The sequence below is a fragment of the Avibacterium volantium genome, assembly GCF_900635775.1.
In the GTDB taxonomy this organism is placed as follows: domain Bacteria; phylum Pseudomonadota; class Gammaproteobacteria; order Enterobacterales; family Pasteurellaceae; genus Avibacterium; species Avibacterium volantium.
Map to the genome: position 1 here is coordinate 1,710,805 of NZ_LR134167.1, position 21,837 is coordinate 1,732,641.

A 21,837-nucleotide genomic window follows, 5' to 3' on the forward strand; every position below is an offset into this window, starting at 1 on the left:
AAAAATGCCCGCACTTATGATCTGCACCCCAAAAGTTGGACTAAACAACCAATTGATTAAGGTGCAGATTTTTTATGACTAAATATACTCAACGTTTCAAACAACAAGTGCTCGACTTTTATCATCAAAATGGAAAAAACCGTTCGCTTACTCGCCAGTATTTTCAGCTTCCCCAAAGAACGTTAGCACGTTGGATTGCGAAATTTAATCATAATGGAATCAATGGATTAGCTGTGTTAGGTAAAAAACGATATTATTCTGTTGAGTTTAAATTAAAGGTTATTCAAGCTATCAAAAAAGGCCAGTGCTCCGCTGAAGCCGCCTGCTTTCGCTTTGATATCCCCAGTTCAGGGATAATTAGTCAATGGTTGCAACGCTTTGAAAAACAAGGTATAGATGGGTTATTACTCAAACCTAAAGGTCGTCCAAGTATGAAACTCAACTCACCTAAAATGCCACCAACGCCCAAAACAGAAGAAGAACGCTTGCGTTACCGAATTTTGGAATTAGAAGCGGAGAATGCAATGCTAAAAAAGTTGCAGGAACTCAACCAACAAAAAATGCAGAAAAAGCCGTCATCGTAAATGCCTTACGCTCGCGTTTCCCGTTGGAATTGTTACTCAGGCTAATCGGATTGGCACGCAGTTCGTTCTTTTATCATCTCAAGCCAAAGTCGGATAAAAATGTAGCGATTTCACAGAAAATAGAGGAAATTTATCGCAAAAATGACGAAAATTATGGTTATCGTCGAATTACCTTGGAATTAAGGAAATACTTGATTATCAACCACAAAAGGGTGCAAGCGATAATGCAACGTTTGGGGTTAAAAGGAAAAAGTAAGCAGAGAAAATATCGTTCTTACCAAAGCAAAGTGGGACAAATTGCCGATAATCTGTTGCAACGGGATTTTACGGCAACGGTGCCGAATGAGAAGTGGGTAACGGATATCACCGAGTTCAAATGTGCGGAAGGCAAAGTGTATTTATCACCGATTAAAGACTTGTTTAATAACGAAATTATTGCTTATGATGTGGCGAGAAGTCCGAGTTTTGAGCAGATAACCAGAATGTTGACCCAGGCGATGAACCGATTAGCGGGGGAAAAACCGATACTGCATTCCGACCAAGGGTGGCAGTATCAAATGATGGGTTATCGGGAGATATTGAAAAAACACAGTATTACGCAAAGTATGTCGAGAAAAGGCAATTGCCTTGATAATGGTGCGATGGAAAGCTTTTTCGGGCGATTGAAGACGGAATGTTACTTTGGCAAGCGGTTTGAAACCTTTGAACAGCTTGAAAAAGTGATTCACGAGTACATTCATTACTACAACAATGAGCGTATTCAAGTGAAGCTCAAAGGACTAAGCCCTGTGGAATACAGAACTCAGTCCTTGAATTAAAATTAAATTAGAATATAGTCTAACTTTTTGGGGGCAGATCAAATCACCGCACTTTTATTTTCAAATTAGAAATGAATTAACGCCACGCTTTGTATTGGTTGATTAAGCCGTTGGTTGAGCTGTCGTGGCTGGTGATTTCGTTGTTGTTTTCAAGCTCTGGTAAAATGCGGTTGGCGAGCTGTTTACCAAGCTCTACGCCCCATTGGTCAAAGCTGAAAATGTTGAAAATTACACCTTGCGTGAAGATTTTATGTTCGTACATTGCAATGAGTGCGCCCAAGCTAAATGGGGTGATTTTTTGCAATAGAATTGAGTTGGTTGGTTTGTTACCTGTGAACACTTTAAATGGCACGATGTCTTTCACTTCATCAAGGGATTTGCCCGCTTTGACAAATTCTGCTTCTACTTCTTCTTTGGTTTTGCCGAAAGCAAGTGCTTCAGTTTGGGCGAAGAAATTAGACAATAATTTCAGGTGATGATCTGAAAGTGGGTTGTGAGTTTGCGCTGGAGCAATGAAATCACAAGGAATTAAAATTTTGCCTTGGTGAATTAATTGATAGAACGCGTGTTGTCCATTTGTACCCGGCTCACCCCAGATAATTGGGCCAGTTTGGTAATCCACCACTTTACCATCGCGTCCTACATATTTTCCGTTTGATTCCATATTGCCTTGTTGGAAATAAGCGGCGAAACGGTGTAAATATTGGTCGTATGGTAAAATCGCTTCGGTTTGTGCACCAAGGAAATTGGTATTCCACAAGCCCACTAAGGCAAGAGTGGCTGGAATATTTTGTGCTAATGGCGTGTTGCGGAAATGTTTATCCATTTCGTGTGCGCCCGATAATAACGCTTCAAAGTTTTCAAAGCCAATAGAAAGGGCGATAGATAAACCGATGGCTGACCATAAGGAATAGCGTCCGCCAACCCAATCCCAGAATTCAAACATATTTGCGGTATCAATGCCGAATTTTTCCACTTCTTTTGCGTTAGTGGAAAGTGCGGCGAAATGTTTTGCAATATGTGCTTCATCTTTCGCACTGGCTAAGAACCAATCACGGGCAGAATTTGCGTTGGTCATTGTTTCTTGCGTGGTGAAGGTTTTTGATGCTACTAACACTAGGGTGGTTTCTGGGTTCACTTTTTTCAAAGTTTCAGCAATATGCGTGCCGTCCACGTTAGACACAAAGTGCATATTGAGGTGGTTTTTATAAGGACGTAAGGCTTCCGTTACCATATAAGGCCCTAAGTCTGAACCGCCGATGCCGATGTTAATCACATCAGTAATCGCTTTGCCCGTGTAGCCTTTCCATTCGCCCGAAATGACGCGATCACAGAAAGATTTCATTTTCGCCAGCACGGCATTCACTTCTGGCATCACATCTTTGCCGTCCACTAATACTGGGGTATTTGAGCGATTACGCAATGCGGTATGTAACACGGCACGGTTTTCTGTGCGGTTAATTTTTTCCCCAGTGAACATTGCTTCTGTTGCTTCTTGCAAGCCACATTCTTCCGCTAATTGACGTAATAGCCCTAAGGTTTCTTGGGTGAGATTATTTTTTGAGTAATCCACCAAAATTTCGTTATCAAAGGTTAAAGAATAATCTTTAAAACGATTGGGTTCTTGTGCAAATAATTGCTGGATCGTGGTTTCACCTAGGTTGCTTTTGTGTTGTTCTAAGGCTTTCCACGCGTTAGTGGTGGTTGGGTTGATGTTTTTCATTTGAGTTTCCTTTTATCAAGTTTAATTAAAATTAATCCACATATTCCGTCAAAACTCGTGGGGTGAGTTTTGTTATTAATTCATAACTTAAAATGCCGCTTATTGCTGCGATTTCTTCGATAGGTAATTCCTTACCCCATAGGATCACTTCATCGCCCACTTGATCTTGGCTGTCTTTGCCGAGATCAACAGTGAGCATATCCATTGATACTCTGCCCACAATTGGCACAAGGCGACCGTTAAGATAAACCGGCGTTCCCATTGGCATATCTCTTGGATAACCATCGCCATAGCCAATGGCGACTACGCCAATTTTGGTGTCTTGTTCACTCACCCATTTTCCGCCATAGCCTACGGGTTCGCCTTTTTTATGATCTCGCACCGCAATCAATGATGACGTTAGCGTCATTACAGGAATTAAGCCGTATTCTCGGCTTGGTACATTGTTCGGCGAAATGCCGTATAAAATAATGCCGGGGCGAATCCAATCTAAATGCGCTTCGTGCCAAAATAAAATGCCCCCTGATGCCGCAATGCTACGCTCCCCTGCTCTATTTTCGGTAGCTTGAAGAAAGGCGTTAAGTTGTTTTTGCGTGTAATCAGATTCTAATTCATCGGCACGGCTAAAATGACTGACGAAACCAAAGTGCGGTTCAATATTTGGACATTTTTCAAGGGTTTGACAAAATGTTTCCACTTCATCTAAGGCAACCCCAAGGCGATGCATTCCTGTGTCAATTTTAAGCCAGACTTTAATCGGGTTAGGTAAATCGGCTTGTTGTAAGGCTTGTAATTGTTCTTTGTTATGCACGATAGTTTGGATATTATTCACCGCAATAATCGGCAAATCTTTGGCACGGAAAAAGCCTTCTAATAATAAAATGGGCTTGGTAATGCCGTTGGAACGCAATGTCAGCGCTTCTTCTAAACGTGCTACACCAAAGCAATCGACCAATTCTTCCAACACGGACGCCACAAACGCCACGCCGTGTCCATAGGCATTGGCTTTTACTACCGCGATCACTTTGCTATTTGGCGCTTTTTGTTTAATCACCTTGATGTTATGTTTTAATGCGTGCGAACTAATTTTTGCTGTTGCAGGTTTTACATCAATCATAATGCCTACTCGTGAATATATTCTGGCTGATCTTTAAGGTTGTCAAAACGGGAAAATTGTCCGTTAAATTTCAACCGCACTTTACCAATTGGGCCATTACGTTGCTTACCGATAATAATTTCCGCAATGCCTTTTTCTTCCGAATTATCGTTATATACTTCATCGCGATAAATAAACATAATCAAATCGGCATCTTGCTCAATAGAGCCCGACTCACGCAAATCTGAGTTTACCGGGCGTTTATCCGCGCGATTTTCCAAGGTACGGTTAAGCTGAGAAAGGGCAATCACTGGTACTTCCAGCTCTTTGGCTAAGGCTTTTAAGGAACGCGAAATTTCTGCAATTTCTAAGGTTCGGTTATCAGAAAAGGCTGGCGCACGCATTAACTGCAAATAATCCACCATAATGAGGCTCAAGCCACCGTGTTCACGATAAACTCGTCTTGCACGAGAACGCAATTCAGTTGGCGTTAAGCCTGAAGAATCATCAATATACAAATTTGGCTTTTGTTTAAACACCCCTAAAGTGCTGGCAATTTTCGCCCAATCCCCTTCATCTAGACCTTGCCCTGTGCGGATTTTCGTTTGATCCACGCGAGAAAGAGAGGCCAAAGAACGCATCATAATTTGTTCTGATGGCATCTCTAAACTGAACACTAGCACAGGTTTATCACTGGCTAATGCGGCATTTTCACACAAGTTCATCGCAAAGGTGGTTTTCCCCATGGAAGGGCGTGCGGCAACAATAATTAAATCCGAAGGCTGTAAGCCTGCCGTTTTGCGGTCTAAATCAATAAACCCTGTGGTTACTCCTGTTACCCCGTTATGGGTTTCGCTCGCGCTTAGCAATTCAATTTTATCAATGGTTTTATCTAAAATATCAATGATATTTTGCGGCCCTTCGGTCGCTGTGGTACGCTTTTCTGCAATGCTAAACACTTCGCGTTCGGCATCATCAAGAATTTCTTTAACATCTCGCCCTTTGGTTTGATAGCTCATTTCAGCAATTTTGTTACTGGACGCAATTAGCTCACGCAAAATAGCTTTTTCGCGTACAATATCAGCATAAGTCAGCACGTTCGCTGCACTTGGCGTATTTTTTGAAAGCTCAGCTAAATAGGCAAAGCCGCCCACTTCTTCGCTCACGCCGGCAGCTTTTAAGGTTTCATCTAAGGTTAAAAGATCCACAGGTTTATTGTTGCGGATCAAATTCATTATGTGTTGAAAAATCAAACGATGCTCAAAGGTATAAAAATCTTCGGCAATAATGCGCTCAGATACGGCGTCCCAATGGGCATCTGTCAGCAACATACTGCCGATGACCGCTTGTTCTGCTTCAATGGAATGAGGGGGAATATTAATCTGCTCAACTTTTTTATCTTTCGAGCTTGAGGGGTATTGTTTCGCCATAAATCCGTTTTTGATTACGATAAAAATTTATGCCTATCATATACCAAATTGCAGGGAGAATTAAGAAAAAGAAAAGAGGATTTTATTTCTGATCAAAAGAAAACCGCAACATTGGCTATTCGCTCAAAGTGCGGTTATTTTTTCTCAAGTTTTTATCGTTTGCTTTTTAAACGAAAGCAAAGTGATGGGTTATTCCAACGCCAACAAGGCAAAGGTCGCAAGCCAGTGCGCACCGCTGTAATGGCTGCCTACAACGTGATCTAAGCTTGCTTGCAGATGCTGTTGAATGGCATTTTTAAGTGCTGTCTGTAAGGCGTGATCCGCAGGTAGCGCTTTTGCGATGTGTTTGAAGCACCACGAACGGCTGAGATTTAAGCCATCTAAATGGGCAATTTTTGGATCAGCGCGATCGCTCACTTCTGCCGGACTTAGCAAAGTGTTGAGCTGCTGTTCCAGCAAGAACTCTGCAAACCAAGCTGGGAAATCCGCTAACACTTTGCTCATTAATAAGGCTTCCGTTAATGCGCCTGAAAGATAATCGTCCCCGGCGGGTTCATAATTGGCAGGGTAATTTTTATCTTGGCGATAATAACGTTCGGTCGCCTGTAAAATGGCATTTTCCAATTCTTGATCCTGCATTGCTCTTGCATAATCCAACGCCAAAACCAATGCAAAGGCGGTGTTAAAATGCGTTCCAACACGAATTGGATAGCTTAATTTACCTAGATAATCGAGTAATTTTTGGCGAATATCCAAGGTGAGCGGTTGCAATAATTCATACCATTGCTCTGCTTGCGGTAAGTCGGATTGTTTAAGCTCTTGAGCAAGCGCCAAGATCCACGCATAACCATAAGGGCGTTCAAAAGAAGCACGGAATGGCGCGTGAAAATAAGCCAACTCGTGCTCCACATTTTCTGCAGTGAAATGTTCGGCGAATAATTTTTCGATCTCCGCTTTGCTGTCTAAATTAGGATAAATTTTTACACAGCGTAATAAAAGCCAATAACCGTGTACCGCAGAATGCCAGTCAAAACAGCCGTAAAAAATCGGGTGTAGCTGACGTGGCGATTGCACATCGGCTTCAGAATTAAGCAGGTGCATTATATGATTTGGGTATTCTTGGCGTAAAAATTGCAAGGGCATATTGGCAAATTCAGTCGCCTGTTGTTGAGTGAGTTTCATACTTGCTCCCTAAAAAATAATGAAATACATCAGAATAATATTGGCGATCAAAATAGATACCGCAGAAGGAATCTGCACTTTGATCACTTGATATTTATCTTTTAATTCTAACAATGCGGCAGGTACGATATTAAAGTTTGCTGCCATTGGGGTCATTAATGTACCGCAATAGCCTGCGTACATACCAATCGCAAACAGCGGTGCTGGATCTGCATTGTGCATCGTCACTAAAAACGGCAGGGCAATCCCCGCACTTAGCACTGGGAAAGCAGCAAAGGCGTTACCCATAATCATTGTGAAGAGCGCCATTCCTAAGCAATAAGTGGCAACGAGTAAGAAACGATTATTTGGATCGATAAACAAGCTCACCACTTTTTGCACCGATTCCCCAGTGTTTGCCGCCACGAATACGCCGCCTAACATTGCCAACATTTGCGGTAAAATTGCTGCCCAGCCAATGGTGTCCACCAAACGTCTAGATTGGCTTACCGCTTGCAATGGTGAACCGCCTGTGAGTTTCCAGCCGACTAATAATGCGGTGATACAAGCTAAGCATAATGCGGCAAGGGTGAGATATTTTTGATCAAGCAAGAATACGCCACCGATGGATACGCCTTTCAGGAAGATCGTTCCGATCACCGTTACCACAGGAATGAGTACTGCAGGTAAGAATAACCAGTTTTTCAATTTATTTGATGAAGCTTCACGTTGCTCGTCAGTTGCCATTGGGTATTCACCTTTACCCACTAAGCCAAGTCCAGCCAATAACGCAATGACGATTACAACTGCGCCAACAATGCGGTAAGTAAGTGCTTTTCCTAAGGTGGCGATCATAAGATCACTAAATAAGAAAATGCTGCCAAATAAGAACCAGAAAAGTGCTGTGGTAAATCGTTTAGCATTTGCTTTATCACGCAAGGTCATTACCACGAGCATCATCACAATAATGCCAATTAAATAATAAACGGAATTAATGCTGATTAAGGTCATTTGCTCGCCTCCTCTGTTGCTTTACCTGTTTGGGCTTGCCACGCCAATACATCGCGATGAATACTCGCATCAAGGCGTACAAGGCGGAACATATGAATCACTAATGCCGCAATCGCCGTTGGAATTGCCCATAATCCAATGTGTAATGGTTCTACACTGGTGATACCGTTTTCTTTCAAGAAAGCATCAATCAGCAATACCGCACCAAAGGCGATAAAAATATCTTCTCCAAAGAATACGGCAATATTGTCGCAGGCAGCGGAATGGGCTTTGATTTTATCGCGAATATGTTGTGGTAAATCACCATATTTATTGACCGCTGCCCCTTCTGTCATCGGTGCAAGCAAAGGACGAACGGTTTGCGCATGTCCCCCTAAAGACATCAAACCTAATGCTGCGGTGGCTTCACGCATAACAAAATAAAGCATTAAAATACGTGCTGAAGTAACACTTGCCATTTTCGCCACCCAAGCCTGAGCGCGTTCTTTCAAGCCGTAATATTCTAATAATCCAATAACCGGCAAAATCAGGATAAATGTGGCAAGAGAACGGCTGTTAATGAATTTTTCACCGAAAGTTTCCAGTAACAGACCAAAATCCATTCCCACCATTAAACCTGTGGCTAAACCTGCCGCAACCACCACAAGTAGGGGATTAAAACGTAAGGCAAACCCAATTACAACAATGGGAATACCCACCAAAGGAAGTAGCGTTGCGCTATCCATAAATCAGACCTCCATAACATAGGATAAAAAGAAAAAATGCGGTTGAGAATCAACCATCTTGAAAGAATATATGGAAGTGTTAACGAATTGTAAACAGAGTTTGACGAGATTAGAGAGCTAGATCACATTTTTAGCGCATAAAAAATGCGGTGAAAAATCACCGCACTTTGTTAAAAGAAAAAATTACATCACCGATACATTAAGTTTTGAATCGCCTACGATTTGAACTTTTGCACCCGGAACAAATTTTTCGTTGTATTTTTGTACAACAACAATTTGTTTACCATCATTTTTTCGGATCACTAATTCTTGTGCATTCACTTGGCTTGCTTTTTCTTCTACTTTGCTACCAATTACCGCACCCGCGATTGCGCCTACAGCTGTTGCAATAGCTTGACCTGTGCCGCCGCCAATGCCAGAACCTGCGATACCACCAAGCACACCACCACCAACTGTGCCGATCACACCTTCATTTTCCGCTTGAATTTTCACCGCTCTTACAGAAACGATTGTGCCATAGCTGATTGAACGCGCTTCTTTTGCTTGTCCGCCAGAATACACATCACCGCTGTAAATATCCTGATTTGCGCAACCTGCTAAGCCCAAGCTCATTAAAATCGCTAATGCTAAACTCATTTTTTTCATAAGAAATACACCTTTATTTAACTAATTATCTTTATTCCCTTATCAAGACGCCACAATCGTCTTAATATGATAAGGATGCACCTTAATGCACGCGGCGTTATCACCACTCACTGCAATTGAAGGATTTGGGAGCGTTTCACCCTCTACCTTAGGTTCACTCACTTTGACGCGCACATCTGTCATTTTGTTCCATAAAAAATGTGAATTTATCCGTTCAATCCACGCATTTGCTGTTTCCTTAGGCAAAAAAGGCATAACCGCTTCAATATGCTCCCATCCTTCTTGTGGATATTGTTTATTTTTCGGGAACGGCAATTCCACGATTTGCACTTGCTGATTGGCAAAAGTTAATGGCGTATCTAATTGAATAAGATAAATTTTTCGCCCATTGACTAAATTATTACTTAAAATTTTACCGCACTTTAATAACTCACTGAGCCAGCGTTGCGCGGATTGCTCGCTGTTCACACGCACCGCAAGATGATCAATCACATAATCTTGCAACGGCAACGCCATTTTTTCCGCTAGTTGTAAAATATGCTGCTCAAATTTGGCAAACTCATCGTAGGAAAAGAAAGGGTTGTCAAAAAATGAAAAATTTTGCACCGCACTTGTCATTTTTTCTTGCTTTGTCTTTGTCTTAATTCAGAAAGAAGGTATCATAGCGGATTATTTTATTTTCACAATTAAAAATTAAGGATAAACCGTGAATATTCAATCCATTTTATCTGACAAAATTAAGCACGCGATGATCCAAGCAGGGGCTGATGAACAATGCGAAGCCCTAGTACGCCAATCTAACAAACCACAATTTGGCGATTATCAAGCTAACGGCATTATGGCGGCGGCGAAAAAATTGGGTTTAAATCCCCGTGAATTTGCGCAAAAAGTGCTAGAACATCTTGACCTTAGCCCTATTGCCGACAAAATTGAAATTGCAGGCCCTGGCTTTATTAATATTTTCCTTTCACCAACTTGGCTTGCGGATAACGTGCAAACCGCATTAAAAGACGATCACCTTGGCATTCACACGGACAAAAAAGAAACCATCGTGGCGGATTATTCTTCCCCTAATGTGGCAAAAGAAATGCACGTTGGGCATTTGCGTTCAACCATTATTGGTGATGCTGTGGTGCGTACCCTCGAATTTTTAGGGCATAACGTGATCCGTGCGAATCACGTTGGCGACTGGGGAACGCAATTCGGTATGCTTATCGCCTATTTAGAAAAAATGGAAAATGAACACGCCAGTGAAATGGAATTAAGCGATTTAGAAGCCTTTTACCGTGCGGCGAAAGAACATTACGACAACGATGAAGCCTTTGCTGAAAAAGCCCGTGGTTATGTGGTGAAATTGCAAAGTGGCGATGAATACTGTCGCGCAATGTGGAAAAAATTGGTTGATATTACAATGCAACAAAATCAACGCAATTACGATCGCCTAAACGTTACTCTGACAGAAAAAGATGTGATGGGCGAAAGCCTGTATAACCCAATGTTGCCTGCTATTGTGGAAGATTTAAAAGCGCAAGGATTGGCCGTGGAAGATGACGGCGCATTGGTGGTTTATCTTGATGAATTTAAAAACAAAGATGGCGATCCAATGGGCGTGATCGTGCAGAAAAAAGATGGTGGTTTTTTATACACCACCACAGACATCGCCGCCGCCAAATATCGTTATGAAACCTTAAAAGCCGATCGCGTATTGGTGTTCTCGGATACCCGTCAAAGCCAGCATATGCAACAAGCGTGGCTGATTACCCGCAAAGCAGGTTATGTGCCAGAGAGCTTCCAATTAGAGCATAAAAACTTTGGAATGATGCTTGGTAAAGACGGCAAACCGTTCAAAACACGCAGTGGTGGCACAGTAAAATTAGCCGATCTTCTTGATGAAGCCATTGAGCGCGCGGATAAATTAATTAGCGAAAAAAGCACCGCACTTTCTCCTGAGGAAAAATCAGCCGTAGTGGAAGCGGTGGGAATTGGTTCAGTGAAATATGCGGATTTATCCAAAAATCGCACCACTGATTATGTGTTTGATTGGGATAATATGCTCAGCTTTGAAGGCAACACCGCACCTTATATGCAATATGCTTACACGCGTATCCGCTCCATTTTCAACAAAGCCGGCATTAGCCCTGCACAGCTTGCAGATGCGCCAATCAAAGTAGTCGATGAAAAAGAGCGTGCTTTAGCCATTAAATTGCTCCAGTTTGAAGAAGCAATCCAACAAGTGGCAAAAGAAGGTTCACCACATATTCTTTGCGCCTATCTTTATGAATTAGCTGGCGTGTTCTCCAGTTTCTACGAACATTGCCCAATTCTTAACAATGAAGATGAAAGCATTAAACTCAGCCGTTTGAAATTGGCCTTACTCACAGAGAAAACCTTAAAACAAGGGTTGGATCTGTTGGGGATTAAAACTGTTGAGAAAATGTGATTTTTCTCTCTAAAATGAATAAGCAGTCTTTATCGACTGCTTATTTTTTTCTACAAAAAACACAAGCGCGGTACTTTTTCTCAAATTTTATTCCAATAATATTGAATAATTTCTAATTAGCGATCTACTCCCCCTTCATCGCCTCAAAAATTTTCTCTGCTAGCGCTTTTGATATACCTGGTACAGAAGCGATTTCGTCAAGGGTGGCTTTTTTCACGCCTTGCATTCCGCCAAGGTATTTTAATAGCGCTTGGCGGCGTTTTGCGCCAACACCTTCGATGGTTTCTAATCCACTTTGGGTGAAGGCTTTTTGGCGTTTTTTGCGGTGTCCGCTGATGGCGTGGTTATGGCTTTCATCACGGATATGTTGGATTAAGTGCAAGGCAAGGCTGTCTGGCGGCAAGTTGATTTCGCGATCTTGCTTGCTGATGATGAGCGTTTCTAGGCCTGCACGGCGATCCACACCTTTTGCTACACCAATTAAGTGCGGTCGTTTTTTGTCCCATTTTACGCTCAGTTGATCGAACACTTGCAAGGCGCGGTTAAGCTGCCCTTTACCGCCATCAATAAAAATCACATCAGGAATTTTTTCTGCGTCCAGATCTTTATCATAGCGTTTCAATAAGGCTTGTTCCATTGCAGCATAATCATCACCGCCCGTGATGCCCGTAATATTAAAACGGCGGTAATCGGATTTTAGCGGCCCATCTTGATTAAACACCACGCAAGAAGCGATGGTTTGTTCACCCATTGTGTGACTGATGTCAAAACATTCCATTCGTTGGATTTTTTCAACGCCAAGCAAATCTTGCAACGCTTGATAACGTTCGTGGATCAGCGTAGATTGTTTCAGTTGGGTAACCAGCGCGGCTTTCGCATTCATTTGCGCAAGCTGTAAATATTTACTTTTATCCCCTTTGGCGCTGTCTTGAATTTGTACTTTGCGCCCTGCCTGTTCGGCGAGCAGGGTTTCTAATTGAGCTTTTTCTACCAATTTATGATCCACAATAATGGTGTTCGGCACGGTTCGCCCTTGGTGTGCTTGCAAATAAAATTGCCCCACGAACGTGGCGGTGAGTTCGGATAAATCCGTATTGGCTGGCACTTTTGGGAAGTAACTGCGGTTGCCCAAAATCTTGCCTTGTCGAATAAACAGCACCTGCACGCAAGCAATACCAAGTTGGTAGGCGATGGCGATAATATCAATATCATCAAGGCGATCATTGCTGACAAATTGTTTTTCGATCACTGCGCGCACCGCTTGGATTTGATCCCGTATGCGTGCCGCTTCTTCAAAATTCAACGCTTGGCTCGCTTGCTCCATTTTTGCCACAAGATGATCTAGCACTTGCTGATCTTTGCCTTGCAAGAAAAGACGCGCAAAATTCACTTGTTGATTGTAATCTTCATCGGAAATATAGCCCGGCACGCAAGGCGCAGAACAGCGTCCAATTTGATATTGCAAGCAAGGGCGTGAGCGATTGCGATAAACGGAATTTTCACATTGCCGTACAGGGAACAATTTTTGCAATAAAGAAAGGGTTTCACGCACTGCTCCTGCATTAGGATAAGGGCCAAAATATTCGCCTTGAATTTTTTTGCTTCCCCGATAGGCAGTGATTCTCGGGTGGCGTTCTTTGGTGAGCAAAATATAAGGGTACGATTTGTCATCACGCAATAGCACGTTATAGCGTGGCTGATAGGTTTTAATATAATTATGCTCTAACAGCAAGGCTTCTGTTTCGCTTGATGTGATGGTGGTTTCAATACGATGAATGCTGGCGACTAAGGCTTCCGTTTTTTTACTGGATAAATTCGCCCGAAAATAACTGGATAAACGTTTTTTTAAATCTTTGGCTTTGCCCACATAAATCACCTGATCTTTATCGTCATACATACGATAAACACCAGGATCGTGGGTTACGTTAGCAAGAAACTTTTTGGCATCAAAGGTCATTTTGGTTATTAATGATTGAGCAGGGCGGAATTGAGCCGCCCTAAAAATTATTTGAAGAAATTGTTGAGAATTGCGTTGATGTCTTTGGCTAAATCATCATTTGAGCTTTCTTCTTGCGTTTGGCTTGTTTGTGTTGGCGTGTTTAAAATTTGGTTAAACAAATCGCCTAAAGGTGAGCCATTTTTTTCACTTTGAGTTGATGAACCACCGAAAATGCCACCTAACACAGAACCTAGCACATCTTGCGAATTATCGTTGTGAGCCTGCATTGATTGAGTTAAATTATCTGCCGACACGCCGCCTTGACGCCCATTTGGTGTTAGCATATCAATTAAACTCGGTAACACTTGAGAAATAATATCTTCTGTTTGATTAGTACTAATTCCTGTTTGTTGGGCAATATCTTCAATAGTATTCTGCCCAAAAGTTTGGCTTACTTCATTTCTTGTCATCGTTTGGTTTGAACCCGTGCCGATCCAGCTGTCTAGCAATCCACCTAAACCATCTTGTTGTAACTTAGCAAAAATGCCTTGCACACCGCCTTGTGAACGCAATAACTGTTGCAACACTTCGCTCACCACATTACCCTGCCCTTGCGGCGCTGAATTATTCCCTAATACAGAACCTAAAACTGAACCTAAAATTTTGTCTAACATTTTGTTTTCCTTAGTTTAAATGAATGATGAAAGATGAATTAATAATGTCCTAAAATAGACCGCACTTTTTCTAAATCTTCTGGCGTATCCACGCCTACTGCAGGCACTTCTTTGGCTAAATCAATATGAATTTTTTCGCCATACCACAACACGCGAAGTTGCTCTAAAGATTCGATATTTTCTAACGCTGAAGGTTGCCATTGTACATATTGCTTGATAAAGCCTGCACGGTAAGCATAAATGCCAATGTGGCGTAAATACTGGCTTTGCAGCACAAGTTGCGTTTTTTGTTCATCAGATAAGCCGGCAAACTGGTCGCGATTCCAAGGGATCGGCGCGCGAGAAAAATATAATACATTGCCCGATTGGTCCGCCACCGCCTTCACCACATTTGGGTTAAATAATTCTTCCGCATCATTCAGTGGGACGGCAAGGGTCGCCATTTTCACACCATTTTTTGCTAAATTATCCGCCACTTGCTGCACGATCACTGGGGGAATTAATGGCTCATCACCTTGAATATTCACTACAATTTCATCATCGGCAAGGGCTAATTTCTCCACCACTTCCGCCAAGCGTTCTGTGCCTGAATTGTGATGTTCTGAAGTCATACAAACTTCACCGCCGAAGGCTTGCACGGCTTGCGCCACAGCTTGGTTATCTGTTGCCACCACCACACGGCTCGCGCCTGATTGCTGTGCTTTTTGCCAAACGTGAGCGATCATTGGTTTGCCTGCAATATCTGCCAAAGGCTTACCCGGTAAGCGACTTGAAGCAAAACGTGCAGGGATAATTACCGTGAATTTTGCCATTATTCTGCTCCTTCTTGTTGCGCTTTTTCTTGTTTCTCGTTTTCTGGTTGCAAGGAAATTGCACGCTCCGCTAATAACACTGGAATGCCCTGCTCAATAGGATAAGCTAGTTGTTCAAAGGTGCAAATCAGCTGTTCATTTTCTTTGTCATATTTCAAACGCCCTTGACAAATCGGGCAAGCGAGAATATCGAGTAGTTTTTCGTTCATTAAAGTTTCTCCACTTCTTTTCAGAAGGCGATGTTTAACCGCTTTATCAGGCGGTGCATAAAACAGATAAATCAAAGTGCGGTGCTTTTTGACGCAGTTTTTACTTGTTGGATCAACGCGGCGATAAATTGTTCACTTTGTTCATCATTAATTTCTGCTTCAACAGGCACATACCACCAATTGGGTTGCGCAAAATGTTGGCATTTAACCGCATCTTTTTCGGTCATAAAGAGCGGTTGGTTTTTATTAAATTTTTCAAATAACGCTAAATCATAAGCCTGATGATCTTGAAAGGCTTGGCTTTCCACAACATTTATCGCCAATTTTTGTAACATTGTGAAAAAACGCTGTGGGTTGCCAATGCCTGCAATGGCTGTGATCTTTTGTTGGGCAAAATCCTTCAAAGGACGCTTTTCCCCTGTTTGCAAATGAATGGCAACCTGCGGTGTTAATGTCATTACCGTTTGGCTAAAAGACGTTTCTGCGCCATTATTGATAACCCAATCGACAGATTTTAAACGGCAAATTGGCTCACGCAGTGGCCCTGCGGGCAACACAAAACCATTGCCAAATTGGCGCTGCGCATCAAGCACCACAATTTCTTTATCTCGTTGCAATTTATAATGTTGTAAGCCGTCATCACTAATAATCACTTGGCAAGGAAAATGCGCGAGTAAATGTTCTATCGCTTGCTGACGATTTGGTGAAATACACACAGGGGCATTAGTGCGTTTGGCAATTAATAAGGGTTCATCGCCTGTTTCCACAGGATCATCGTGGCTTGCCACCAAACGGGGATAACTTTTTGCTTTGCTCCCATAACCGCGCGAAATCACGCCAACTTGAATGCCTCGTTGCTGTAATTGTTGCACTAGCCAGATGACCACAGGGGTTTTGCCGTTTCCACCCACGGATAAATTGCCCACAATCACCACAGGCACAGGCGCTTTGTAAGAAGCCAAAATGCCGCGCTGATATAGCCACGCACGCAGGCGGGTGATGAGTAAAAATAACAGGGCGAAAGGTGATAATAACCACTTCAGCGCCTTTGCCAAAAGGTTGGATTGATACCAAAAACTCATTATCACCTCATTAAAATGGATAGATTGGTGTACGCGGAAAATTCGTACACCAATATAGTATTAATGATTAAATTGCATTTGATGTAGCTGTTTGTAAACACCATTTAATGCGAGCAACTCTTGATGCGTGCCACGTTCTTTGATTTCACCGTGTTCAATCACCAAAATTTCATCGGCTTTTTCAATGGTGGATAAACGATGGGCAATCACTAAAACCGTGCGCTCTTTTTGCAATTCTTCAAGCGCCGCTTGAATTGCACGTTCAGATTCTGTATCCAATGCAGAGGTTGCTTCATCTAAAATCAATACAGGGGAGTTACGCAACAAAGCACGAGCAATCGCCAAGCGCTGACGTTGTCCGCCTGATAAACTTGCACCGTTTTCGCCAATCACGGTGTCTAAGCCATCTTCTAATTTTTCAATAAATTCCATTGCGTGCGCCGCTTTAGCCGCTTTGATAATATCTTCACGGCTGTATTTATCCGCCGCAGCATAGGCAATATTATTGGCAATGGTGTCATTAAATAAATGCACTTGCTGTGATACCACCGCACAGTTTTCACGCAGATTATTCAGCGTGTAATCTTGAATATTCACGCCATCAAGGGTGATTTCCCCTTGTTCAATCTCATAAAAACGCGTAACCAAATTGGCAATAGTCGATTTTCCTGAGCCTGAACGCCCAACCAACGCCACGGTTTTGCCTTGCGGAATTTCAAAGGAAATATGATTTAACGTAGGGTGATCTTTGCCTGAATAGCTAAACGTAACGTCTTTGAAAACAATATTTCCTTTCGCTTTTTCCACTTCATAAGTGCCGTTATCCTTTTCCGTTTCCATATCTAAAATAGAAAACAGGGTTTGACAGGCTGCCATTCCGCGTTGAAATTGTGCGTTCACATTGGTGAGCGATTTCAACGGTCGCATCATCGCCAACATTGAAGAAAACACCACCGTGAACGAACCTGCGGTTAAATTTTGGCTCATAATTTCAGGCACTGTGGCTAAATACAGCACCGCCGATAAAGCAAATGAAGCGATAATTTGCACTACGGGATCAGAAATGGCATCAGCCACCATCACTTTCATTCCCTTGCGACGCATATCGTTACTCACTTTATTAAAGCGTTCTTCTTCAATTTTTTGTCCACCAAAAGAAAGCACCACGCGATGCCCTTTCAGCATTTGTTCTGCGGAAGACGTCAGCTCACCCATTGAGTTTTGCATATTTTTACCTAACTCACGGAATTTTTTCGATACCATACGAATTAGCACCGCAATAATCGGCCCAATCACGAAAAGCACCAAAGAAAGCTGCCAACTGGTATAAATCATCACGCCAAGTAAAGAGATAATATACGCCCCCTCGCGCACAATGGTCACCAAGGATCCCGATGATGAATTGGCGACTTGTTCGCTATCGTAAGTAATGCGCGAAAGCAATTTGCCTGCGGAGTTTTGATCAAAAAACGGCACGGGCATATACATTAAATGCTTGAATAAACGGCGGCGAATGGTCATCACCACTTTGCCTGACACCCAGCCTAAACAATAAGTTGAAACAAAACTTGTTACGCCACGCACAATAATCAACAGCACCACCACCACAGCCATTATGCGTAAAAAGCTCACGTCCGCCTTGCCAAAACCGTCATCAAGCAATGGTTTAAGCATTTGAATAAGAGAAGCATCAGCTAAGGCATTGAATACTAAGGTAATTGCTGCGGCAATTAAGCCAGCTTTAAAAGGTGCAATAATCGGCCATAAGCGTTTGAAAGTTTGCAGCGTTGTTAAGTCTTTATCTTGCATAATTGATTCATTTCAGTTAAAAAACTTCGCCATTTTACCCTTATTTTGCCGACAAGCCAATTAATCCCCGATACTTAATCCCCTATACCAAGGGGAAAATTCCGATCTTGCGGTATAAATTTTTATCTGTTCGGGGAAAAATAACAGGCTGATCTGCCCAAAATCTGCCGTATTATACACCGCACTTTGTTGTGCTTTTAGGCGTTCCAACACCACGGAATGAGGGAAGTGCCAAGGATTACCACGGCTACTCGAAATCAATGCGATCTTAGGCTGCGTTGTTTTAAGCAAATATTCACTGCTAGAGGTTTTACTGCCGTGATGCCCCACTTGCAATATCTCTATTTTTCCAGCTAAATCAGCAAATTGTCGCTCTGTTTGGCTATCAGCATCACCAGTTAAAAGCACCTTTCGATTGCCATCATCAATCAACAACACGCAAGAATCTGGATTTTCTGCACGCTTGCGAATCTTTTGTGGGGAAAGCGCGGTAATGTGTAATCCTTGCCATTGCCATTGTTGCCCCTGAGTACAAAAAGTGCGGTGGTTTTTTGTGTGATTTTTTTCTGACGGCGTGATCAATTCAGCATGTGGGAACGCCTGTAAAATCGCACTAGCGCCCCCTGAATGATCATTATCATCGTGGCTCAAAATCAGCTTATCTAGCACAATCCCCTGCCGTTGCAAATAAGGCAAAATTTCTAGCGTTGCCATACTTCCGCCACGCCACGCTGCACCCGTATCATATAAAATGCCACGCTGATTTTTCACCAATAATGTTGCCAAGCCCTGCCCGACATCTAGGGTTTCCAATCGCCATTTAGGCGCATTTATCTCTTGCCATGCCAAATTCATCAGCATTATTCCAAGTAACCCAGCAAAAATAGGCTTCATTCTTTGTAAAAATAACGGACTGGGCAATTTTTCTGCATTGAGAGAGATTGTCTTTTTCCCTGCTAAGATCGATTTTTTCGCTATTTTTTGTGGCAATTTTTGCAAATAAAACGCATACCCCAGCCCCAAAATGAGCAACAAAATAACGATCCATTGCGATTGATTTTCTGACAAATCCATCCAATTCCCTTGCCATTGACTGAGTAACGCCGTGATTTTTTCTGCTAAATAATTCGCCCCTTGCCACGAATTAAACGCGCCTTGGCTCAACACCGCAAACAGTACCATTGGCACAAGACATAAACTAAACACAGGCACGGCTAACAGGTTAGCCACCATTCCCGCCAAGGACGTTCCGTGAAAAAAATAAAGCTGAATTGGGGTAAATAAACATAACAAACCGAGTTGGAGATGAAATAAGGAAAAAATCCAGCGTAGGATTTTTTTCACCCACTGATTTTTAATGGGATAAATTTGCCATTGGATTAAATCTAACGGCACAAGTTGATACCACAAAATCAGGCTTGCCACCGCCCCTGCGGAAAGCCAAAAACTCACGGAAAGTAACATCAGTGGATCCCATAAAATGAGCAATGCCACCACACATTGAAAATATTGCCAAGGCGTATAATAACAGCGTAGCACTCGGATCAGACATACCAACCCCAAGGCAAGTAACGCCCTTAATGTAGGAATGGAGAACCCTGCCAGTTGCGCATAAATTGATGCAATGAAAAAACTGCATAATAATGGGGAAATCGCCCCAATTCGGTGCGTGGGCAAGAAAAACTGCAACCCTCTTGCGAGAGCAAAGCCAAACAACATTGCCAAACCAATATGCAAACCCGAAATAGCAATTAAATGTGCGGTGTTGGTTTTCTGATAAATTTGCCAATGCTTAGTATTAAGCCACGCCCGTTCGCCAAAGCCCAGCGCCAACAATAATCCTTGCATTGGTAAGCCTTGAGTCTGCTGAAAACTGGCCTGCAATAATCGCTCTCGCCACGCAAAATCTTGCGAAATTTGCACCGCACTTTTTACTCTGCCATAGGCTGTGATACCTTGTGAAAAATACCATTTTTGCCGATCAAAGCCCCCTTGATTTAAACGGCCTGATAAGGGTTTGAGCAATAATTCCGCTTGCCAAATTTGCCCTGCTTTAATTTGCTCTGCTGCCTTATTTTCCAAATTTTTCTCTGAGTTTTGCCATTGCAAATATATTCGCTGGCTAGGTAAATTTTCTGCCAATTTCCCAGTGGCGATCACAGTTTGATAATCTTGCTGATGTAAGATTTTCTCGATCTTAATTGGAATGCTGATCCTGTTTAAACTGGCACTCTGCTCCGCTTGGCTCAAAATTTTCAGCGCTTGATGATGAAAATACCCTAGACTCAATACAAAAATCACGCCATAAACCAGCCCTTTTGCGATTTTATAATAGGCGAAAAGATAGGCTGTTAAAACAGCTAAGATCCCAATTCCCACAGTGCAAAGCATTAACTCAACACCAAGCAATAAGGCTTTCGGCACATAAAGCAAACTCAAGCCTGCACCAATCACCAGCCATAAAATTACATCTAATTTCAGCGAAAATTTCATTCCTATATAAGATTAAAAATTACCTTTATAAACAAAAATCGTTGTAAATCGTAGGGTGGGCTTCAGCCCACCACTTAGGATTGAATAACCTTGGCATTGCCTACCTTGATAAAAACGGTGGGCTAAAGCCCACCCTACGCTCTATGCCACTCCGATTACACCTTTTATTAACTACCCCAATTCAATGGAAAAAATCCTCTTTCAACATCTCTTCGAAATGAGGAAAACGGCCAATCTTTGGGAGCATTAACATAACCGTGTTTAACAGGATTGAAATAGATATAGTCTAAATGATTGTTCAAATCTAGTTCATCACGGATACGATGCTCCCAAAATTGTCTTTGCCATATTCCGGCTTCTCGCTTTTTTATTCGACTTTGGTTCTCATTGCGATACGCCTTTGGTAATAATTTCGTAAATACCGTTTTAAAAAAAGCAATACGCTTAGAATAATTATCATCATCCTGTGGTAATTGCATTATGAAATGCAGATGATCAGGTAACACACAAATTGCGATGGTTTCAAAGGGATACCTTCTCACTGTTTCTTGATAGGCTTGCCGTAATTTTTCTATATGCTGAGTAAGATAACATTTTGTACGATCTTGCAATGTCAATGTAAAAAAATAACACGCGCCTTTTGTAAAATCTCTCCGATAATTTGGCATTATTTCTGACCCTCTCATAAGAAACGTAGAAACGTAGGGTGGGCTTTAGCCCACCATTTTTATCGGTATTAGCAATAACAAGGTTATTCAATTCCAAATGGTGGGCTAAAGCCCACCCTACGCCTACTTACATAAAATGACAACTTACCATTACAAATAAAAATATGATGAAAAAAGCACCGCACTTTCGCAATCTTGTTAAACAATTTTTGCGATCTTGCTCGCAAAACGGAAAAATACTTTATGCAAAATGCGGAAATTCTGAGTGGTGAGATTGTGTTTCTGTTTATTTCTTTGTAGAGTGAAGCCATTAATAGTCGGGGTGCTGCCTTGTGTAGCTGAGATAATACCCGTTGAACCTGATCCAGTTAGCACTGACGTAGGAAACTTATTATGAAAACGCTTTTTGTAAAAAATCTGTCTATTTTTAACCGCACTTTATTCTTCCCTTTTTTATTTTCAAATTGTCATTCCACAACATCATTCCCTATCACATTGATTTTATAGATGATTTTTTA

18 protein-coding genes and 1 riboswitch are annotated in these 21,837 nt (G+C 42.1%); of the genes, 2 read left to right on the forward strand and 16 right to left on the reverse strand.

All coding sequences use genetic code 11. The features are described from left to right. Positions 1-74 precede the first annotated feature (74 nt). A protein-coding gene (locus ELZ61_RS08175; protein WP_126372823.1) for an IS3 family transposase occupies positions 75-1,402 on the forward strand; the annotation gives its coding sequence in 2 pieces (ribosomal slippage) (positions 75-525 and positions 525-1,402; 1,329 coding nt in all). Positions 1,403-1,478: 76 nt separating this feature from the next. Here the strand turns inward: ELZ61_RS08175 and pgi are convergent. The 8 genes from pgi to ELZ61_RS08215 all read right to left on the reverse strand — a co-directional run bounded on the left by pgi (position 1,479) and on the right by ELZ61_RS08215 (position 9,811). After that, positions 1,479-3,125, reverse strand: coding sequence for a glucose-6-phosphate isomerase (gene pgi, locus ELZ61_RS08180; protein ID WP_126372825.1), 1,647 nt, complete (start codon positions 3,123-3,125; stop codon positions 1,479-1,481). A gap of 31 nt (positions 3,126-3,156) precedes the next feature. Then, positions 3,157-4,239 carry an alanine racemase gene (alr, locus tag ELZ61_RS08185; protein ID WP_126373650.1) on the reverse strand — a complete coding sequence of 361 codons (1,083 nt, stop codon included), beginning with the start codon at positions 4,237-4,239 and terminating at the stop codon, positions 3,157-3,159. Between the two features lie 8 nt (positions 4,240-4,247). Continuing rightward, positions 4,248-5,651, reverse strand: a complete 1,404-nt coding sequence (locus ELZ61_RS08190) for a replicative DNA helicase (RefSeq protein WP_126372827.1) — start codon at positions 5,649-5,651, stop codon at positions 4,248-4,250. A gap of 189 nt (positions 5,652-5,840) precedes the next feature. Then, positions 5,841-6,833, reverse strand: coding sequence for a DUF2891 domain-containing protein (locus ELZ61_RS08195; RefSeq protein ID WP_126372829.1), 993 nt, complete (start codon positions 6,831-6,833; stop codon positions 5,841-5,843). Positions 6,834-6,842: 9 nt separating this feature from the next. Continuing rightward, a complete protein-coding gene (locus ELZ61_RS08200) occupies positions 6,843-7,823 on the reverse strand; it encodes a DUF979 domain-containing protein (protein WP_115249858.1) in 981 nt (326 codons plus the stop codon). Then, positions 7,820-8,548, reverse strand: coding sequence for a DUF969 domain-containing protein (locus ELZ61_RS08205; RefSeq protein ID WP_126372831.1), 729 nt, complete (start codon positions 8,546-8,548; stop codon positions 7,820-7,822). The genes ELZ61_RS08200 and ELZ61_RS08205 overlap by 4 nt, the downstream gene beginning before the upstream one ends. 183 nt (positions 8,549-8,731) lie before the next feature. Beyond that, the gene (locus ELZ61_RS08210) at positions 8,732-9,193 is read right to left on the reverse strand and encodes an outer membrane lipoprotein (protein ID WP_103853046.1); all 462 of its coding nucleotides are present in this window, start codon (positions 9,191-9,193) and stop codon (positions 8,732-8,734) included. A 42-nt stretch (positions 9,194-9,235) separates the two neighbouring features. Continuing rightward, entirely contained in the window at positions 9,236-9,811 is a 576-nt protein-coding gene (locus tag ELZ61_RS08215) for a VOC family protein (RefSeq protein ID WP_126372833.1), read from the reverse strand. An 88-nt stretch (positions 9,812-9,899) separates the two neighbouring features. Between ELZ61_RS08215 and argS the strand changes: the two genes are divergently transcribed. Further along, positions 9,900-11,633: an arginine--tRNA ligase gene (gene argS, locus ELZ61_RS08220; RefSeq protein ID WP_103855279.1), complete on the forward strand. Its 1,734-nt coding sequence runs from the start codon at positions 9,900-9,902 to the stop codon at positions 11,631-11,633. Between the two features lie 124 nt (positions 11,634-11,757). On the opposite strand, the gene uvrC is transcribed toward argS, so the two are convergent. The 8 genes from uvrC to ELZ61_RS08260 form a co-directional block, all read right to left on the reverse strand. Continuing rightward, positions 11,758-13,590 carry an excinuclease ABC subunit UvrC gene (uvrC, locus tag ELZ61_RS08225; protein WP_126372835.1) on the reverse strand — a complete coding sequence of 611 codons (1,833 nt, stop codon included), beginning with the start codon at positions 13,588-13,590 and terminating at the stop codon, positions 11,758-11,760. Positions 13,591-13,637: 47 nt separating this feature from the next. After that, positions 13,638-14,246, reverse strand: a complete 609-nt coding sequence (locus tag ELZ61_RS08230; RefSeq protein WP_126372837.1) for a YidB family protein — start codon at positions 14,244-14,246, stop codon at positions 13,638-13,640. A gap of 38 nt (positions 14,247-14,284) precedes the next feature. Further along, the gene (kdsB, locus tag ELZ61_RS08235) at positions 14,285-15,058 is read right to left on the reverse strand and encodes a 3-deoxy-manno-octulosonate cytidylyltransferase (protein ID WP_126372838.1); all 774 of its coding nucleotides are present in this window, start codon (positions 15,056-15,058) and stop codon (positions 14,285-14,287) included. Beyond that, positions 15,058-15,267 carry a Trm112 family protein gene (locus ELZ61_RS08240; protein WP_126372840.1) on the reverse strand — a complete coding sequence of 70 codons (210 nt, stop codon included), beginning with the start codon at positions 15,265-15,267 and terminating at the stop codon, positions 15,058-15,060. Before ELZ61_RS08240 ends, kdsB begins: the two co-directional genes overlap by 1 nt. A 71-nt stretch (positions 15,268-15,338) precedes the next feature. Beyond that, on the reverse strand, positions 15,339-16,349 hold the full coding sequence (gene lpxK / locus ELZ61_RS08245) for a tetraacyldisaccharide 4'-kinase (RefSeq protein ID WP_126372842.1): 1,011 nt from the start codon (positions 16,347-16,349) through the stop codon (positions 15,339-15,341). Between the two features lie 60 nt (positions 16,350-16,409). Further along, complete coding sequence (gene msbA / locus ELZ61_RS08250; RefSeq protein WP_126372844.1) at positions 16,410-18,158, reverse strand: lipid A ABC transporter ATP-binding protein/permease MsbA; 1,749 nt, start codon at positions 18,156-18,158, stop codon at positions 16,410-16,412. A gap of 60 nt (positions 18,159-18,218) precedes the next feature. Beyond that, positions 18,219-20,651 carry a DNA internalization-related competence protein ComEC/Rec2 gene (locus ELZ61_RS08255; RefSeq protein WP_126372846.1) on the reverse strand — a complete coding sequence of 811 codons (2,433 nt, stop codon included), beginning with the start codon at positions 20,649-20,651 and terminating at the stop codon, positions 18,219-18,221. A gap of 167 nt (positions 20,652-20,818) precedes the next feature. After that, positions 20,819-21,319 (reverse strand): REP-associated tyrosine transposase, encoded by a 501-nt coding sequence (locus ELZ61_RS08260; protein WP_126372848.1) that lies wholly within the window; start codon positions 21,317-21,319, stop codon positions 20,819-20,821. 308 nt (positions 21,320-21,627) lie between these two features. After that, positions 21,628-21,722: riboswitch (TPP riboswitch) on the forward strand. Positions 21,723-21,837 lie beyond the last annotated feature (115 nt).

Coding starts and splice junctions, on each gene's coding strand:
- pgi (WP_126372825.1), bottom strand. CDS start 3,125: ATGAAAAACATCAACCCAACCACCACTAACGCGTGGAAAGCCTTAGAA.
- ELZ61_RS08190 (WP_126372827.1), bottom strand. CDS start 5,651: ATGGCGAAACAATACCCCTCAAGCTCGAAAGATAAAAAAGTTGAGCAG.
- ELZ61_RS08195 (WP_126372829.1), bottom strand. CDS start 6,833: ATGAAACTCACTCAACAACAGGCGACTGAATTTGCCAATATGCCCTTG.
- ELZ61_RS08200 (WP_115249858.1), bottom strand. CDS start 7,823: ATGACCTTAATCAGCATTAATTCCGTTTATTATTTAATTGGCATTATT.
- ELZ61_RS08205 (WP_126372831.1), bottom strand. CDS start 8,548: ATGGATAGCGCAACGCTACTTCCTTTGGTGGGTATTCCCATTGTTGTA.
- ELZ61_RS08210 (WP_103853046.1), bottom strand. CDS start 9,193: ATGAAAAAAATGAGTTTAGCATTAGCGATTTTAATGAGCTTGGGCTTA.
- ELZ61_RS08215 (WP_126372833.1), bottom strand. CDS start 9,811: ATGACAAGTGCGGTGCAAAATTTTTCATTTTTTGACAACCCTTTCTTT.
- uvrC (WP_126372835.1), bottom strand. CDS start 13,590: ATGACCTTTGATGCCAAAAAGTTTCTTGCTAACGTAACCCACGATCCT.
- ELZ61_RS08230 (WP_126372837.1), bottom strand. CDS start 14,246: ATGTTAGACAAAATTTTAGGTTCAGTTTTAGGTTCTGTATTAGGGAAT.
- kdsB (WP_126372838.1), bottom strand. CDS start 15,058: ATGGCAAAATTCACGGTAATTATCCCTGCACGTTTTGCTTCAAGTCGC.
- ELZ61_RS08240 (WP_126372840.1), bottom strand. CDS start 15,267: ATGAACGAAAAACTACTCGATATTCTCGCTTGCCCGATTTGTCAAGGG.
- lpxK (WP_126372842.1), bottom strand. CDS start 16,349: ATGAGTTTTTGGTATCAATCCAACCTTTTGGCAAAGGCGCTGAAGTGG.
- msbA (WP_126372844.1), bottom strand. CDS start 18,158: ATGCAAGATAAAGACTTAACAACGCTGCAAACTTTCAAACGCTTATGG.
- ELZ61_RS08255 (WP_126372846.1), bottom strand. CDS start 20,651: ATGAAATTTTCGCTGAAATTAGATGTAATTTTATGGCTGGTGATTGGT.
- ELZ61_RS08260 (WP_126372848.1), bottom strand. CDS start 21,319: ATGCCAAATTATCGGAGAGATTTTACAAAAGGCGCGTGTTATTTTTTT.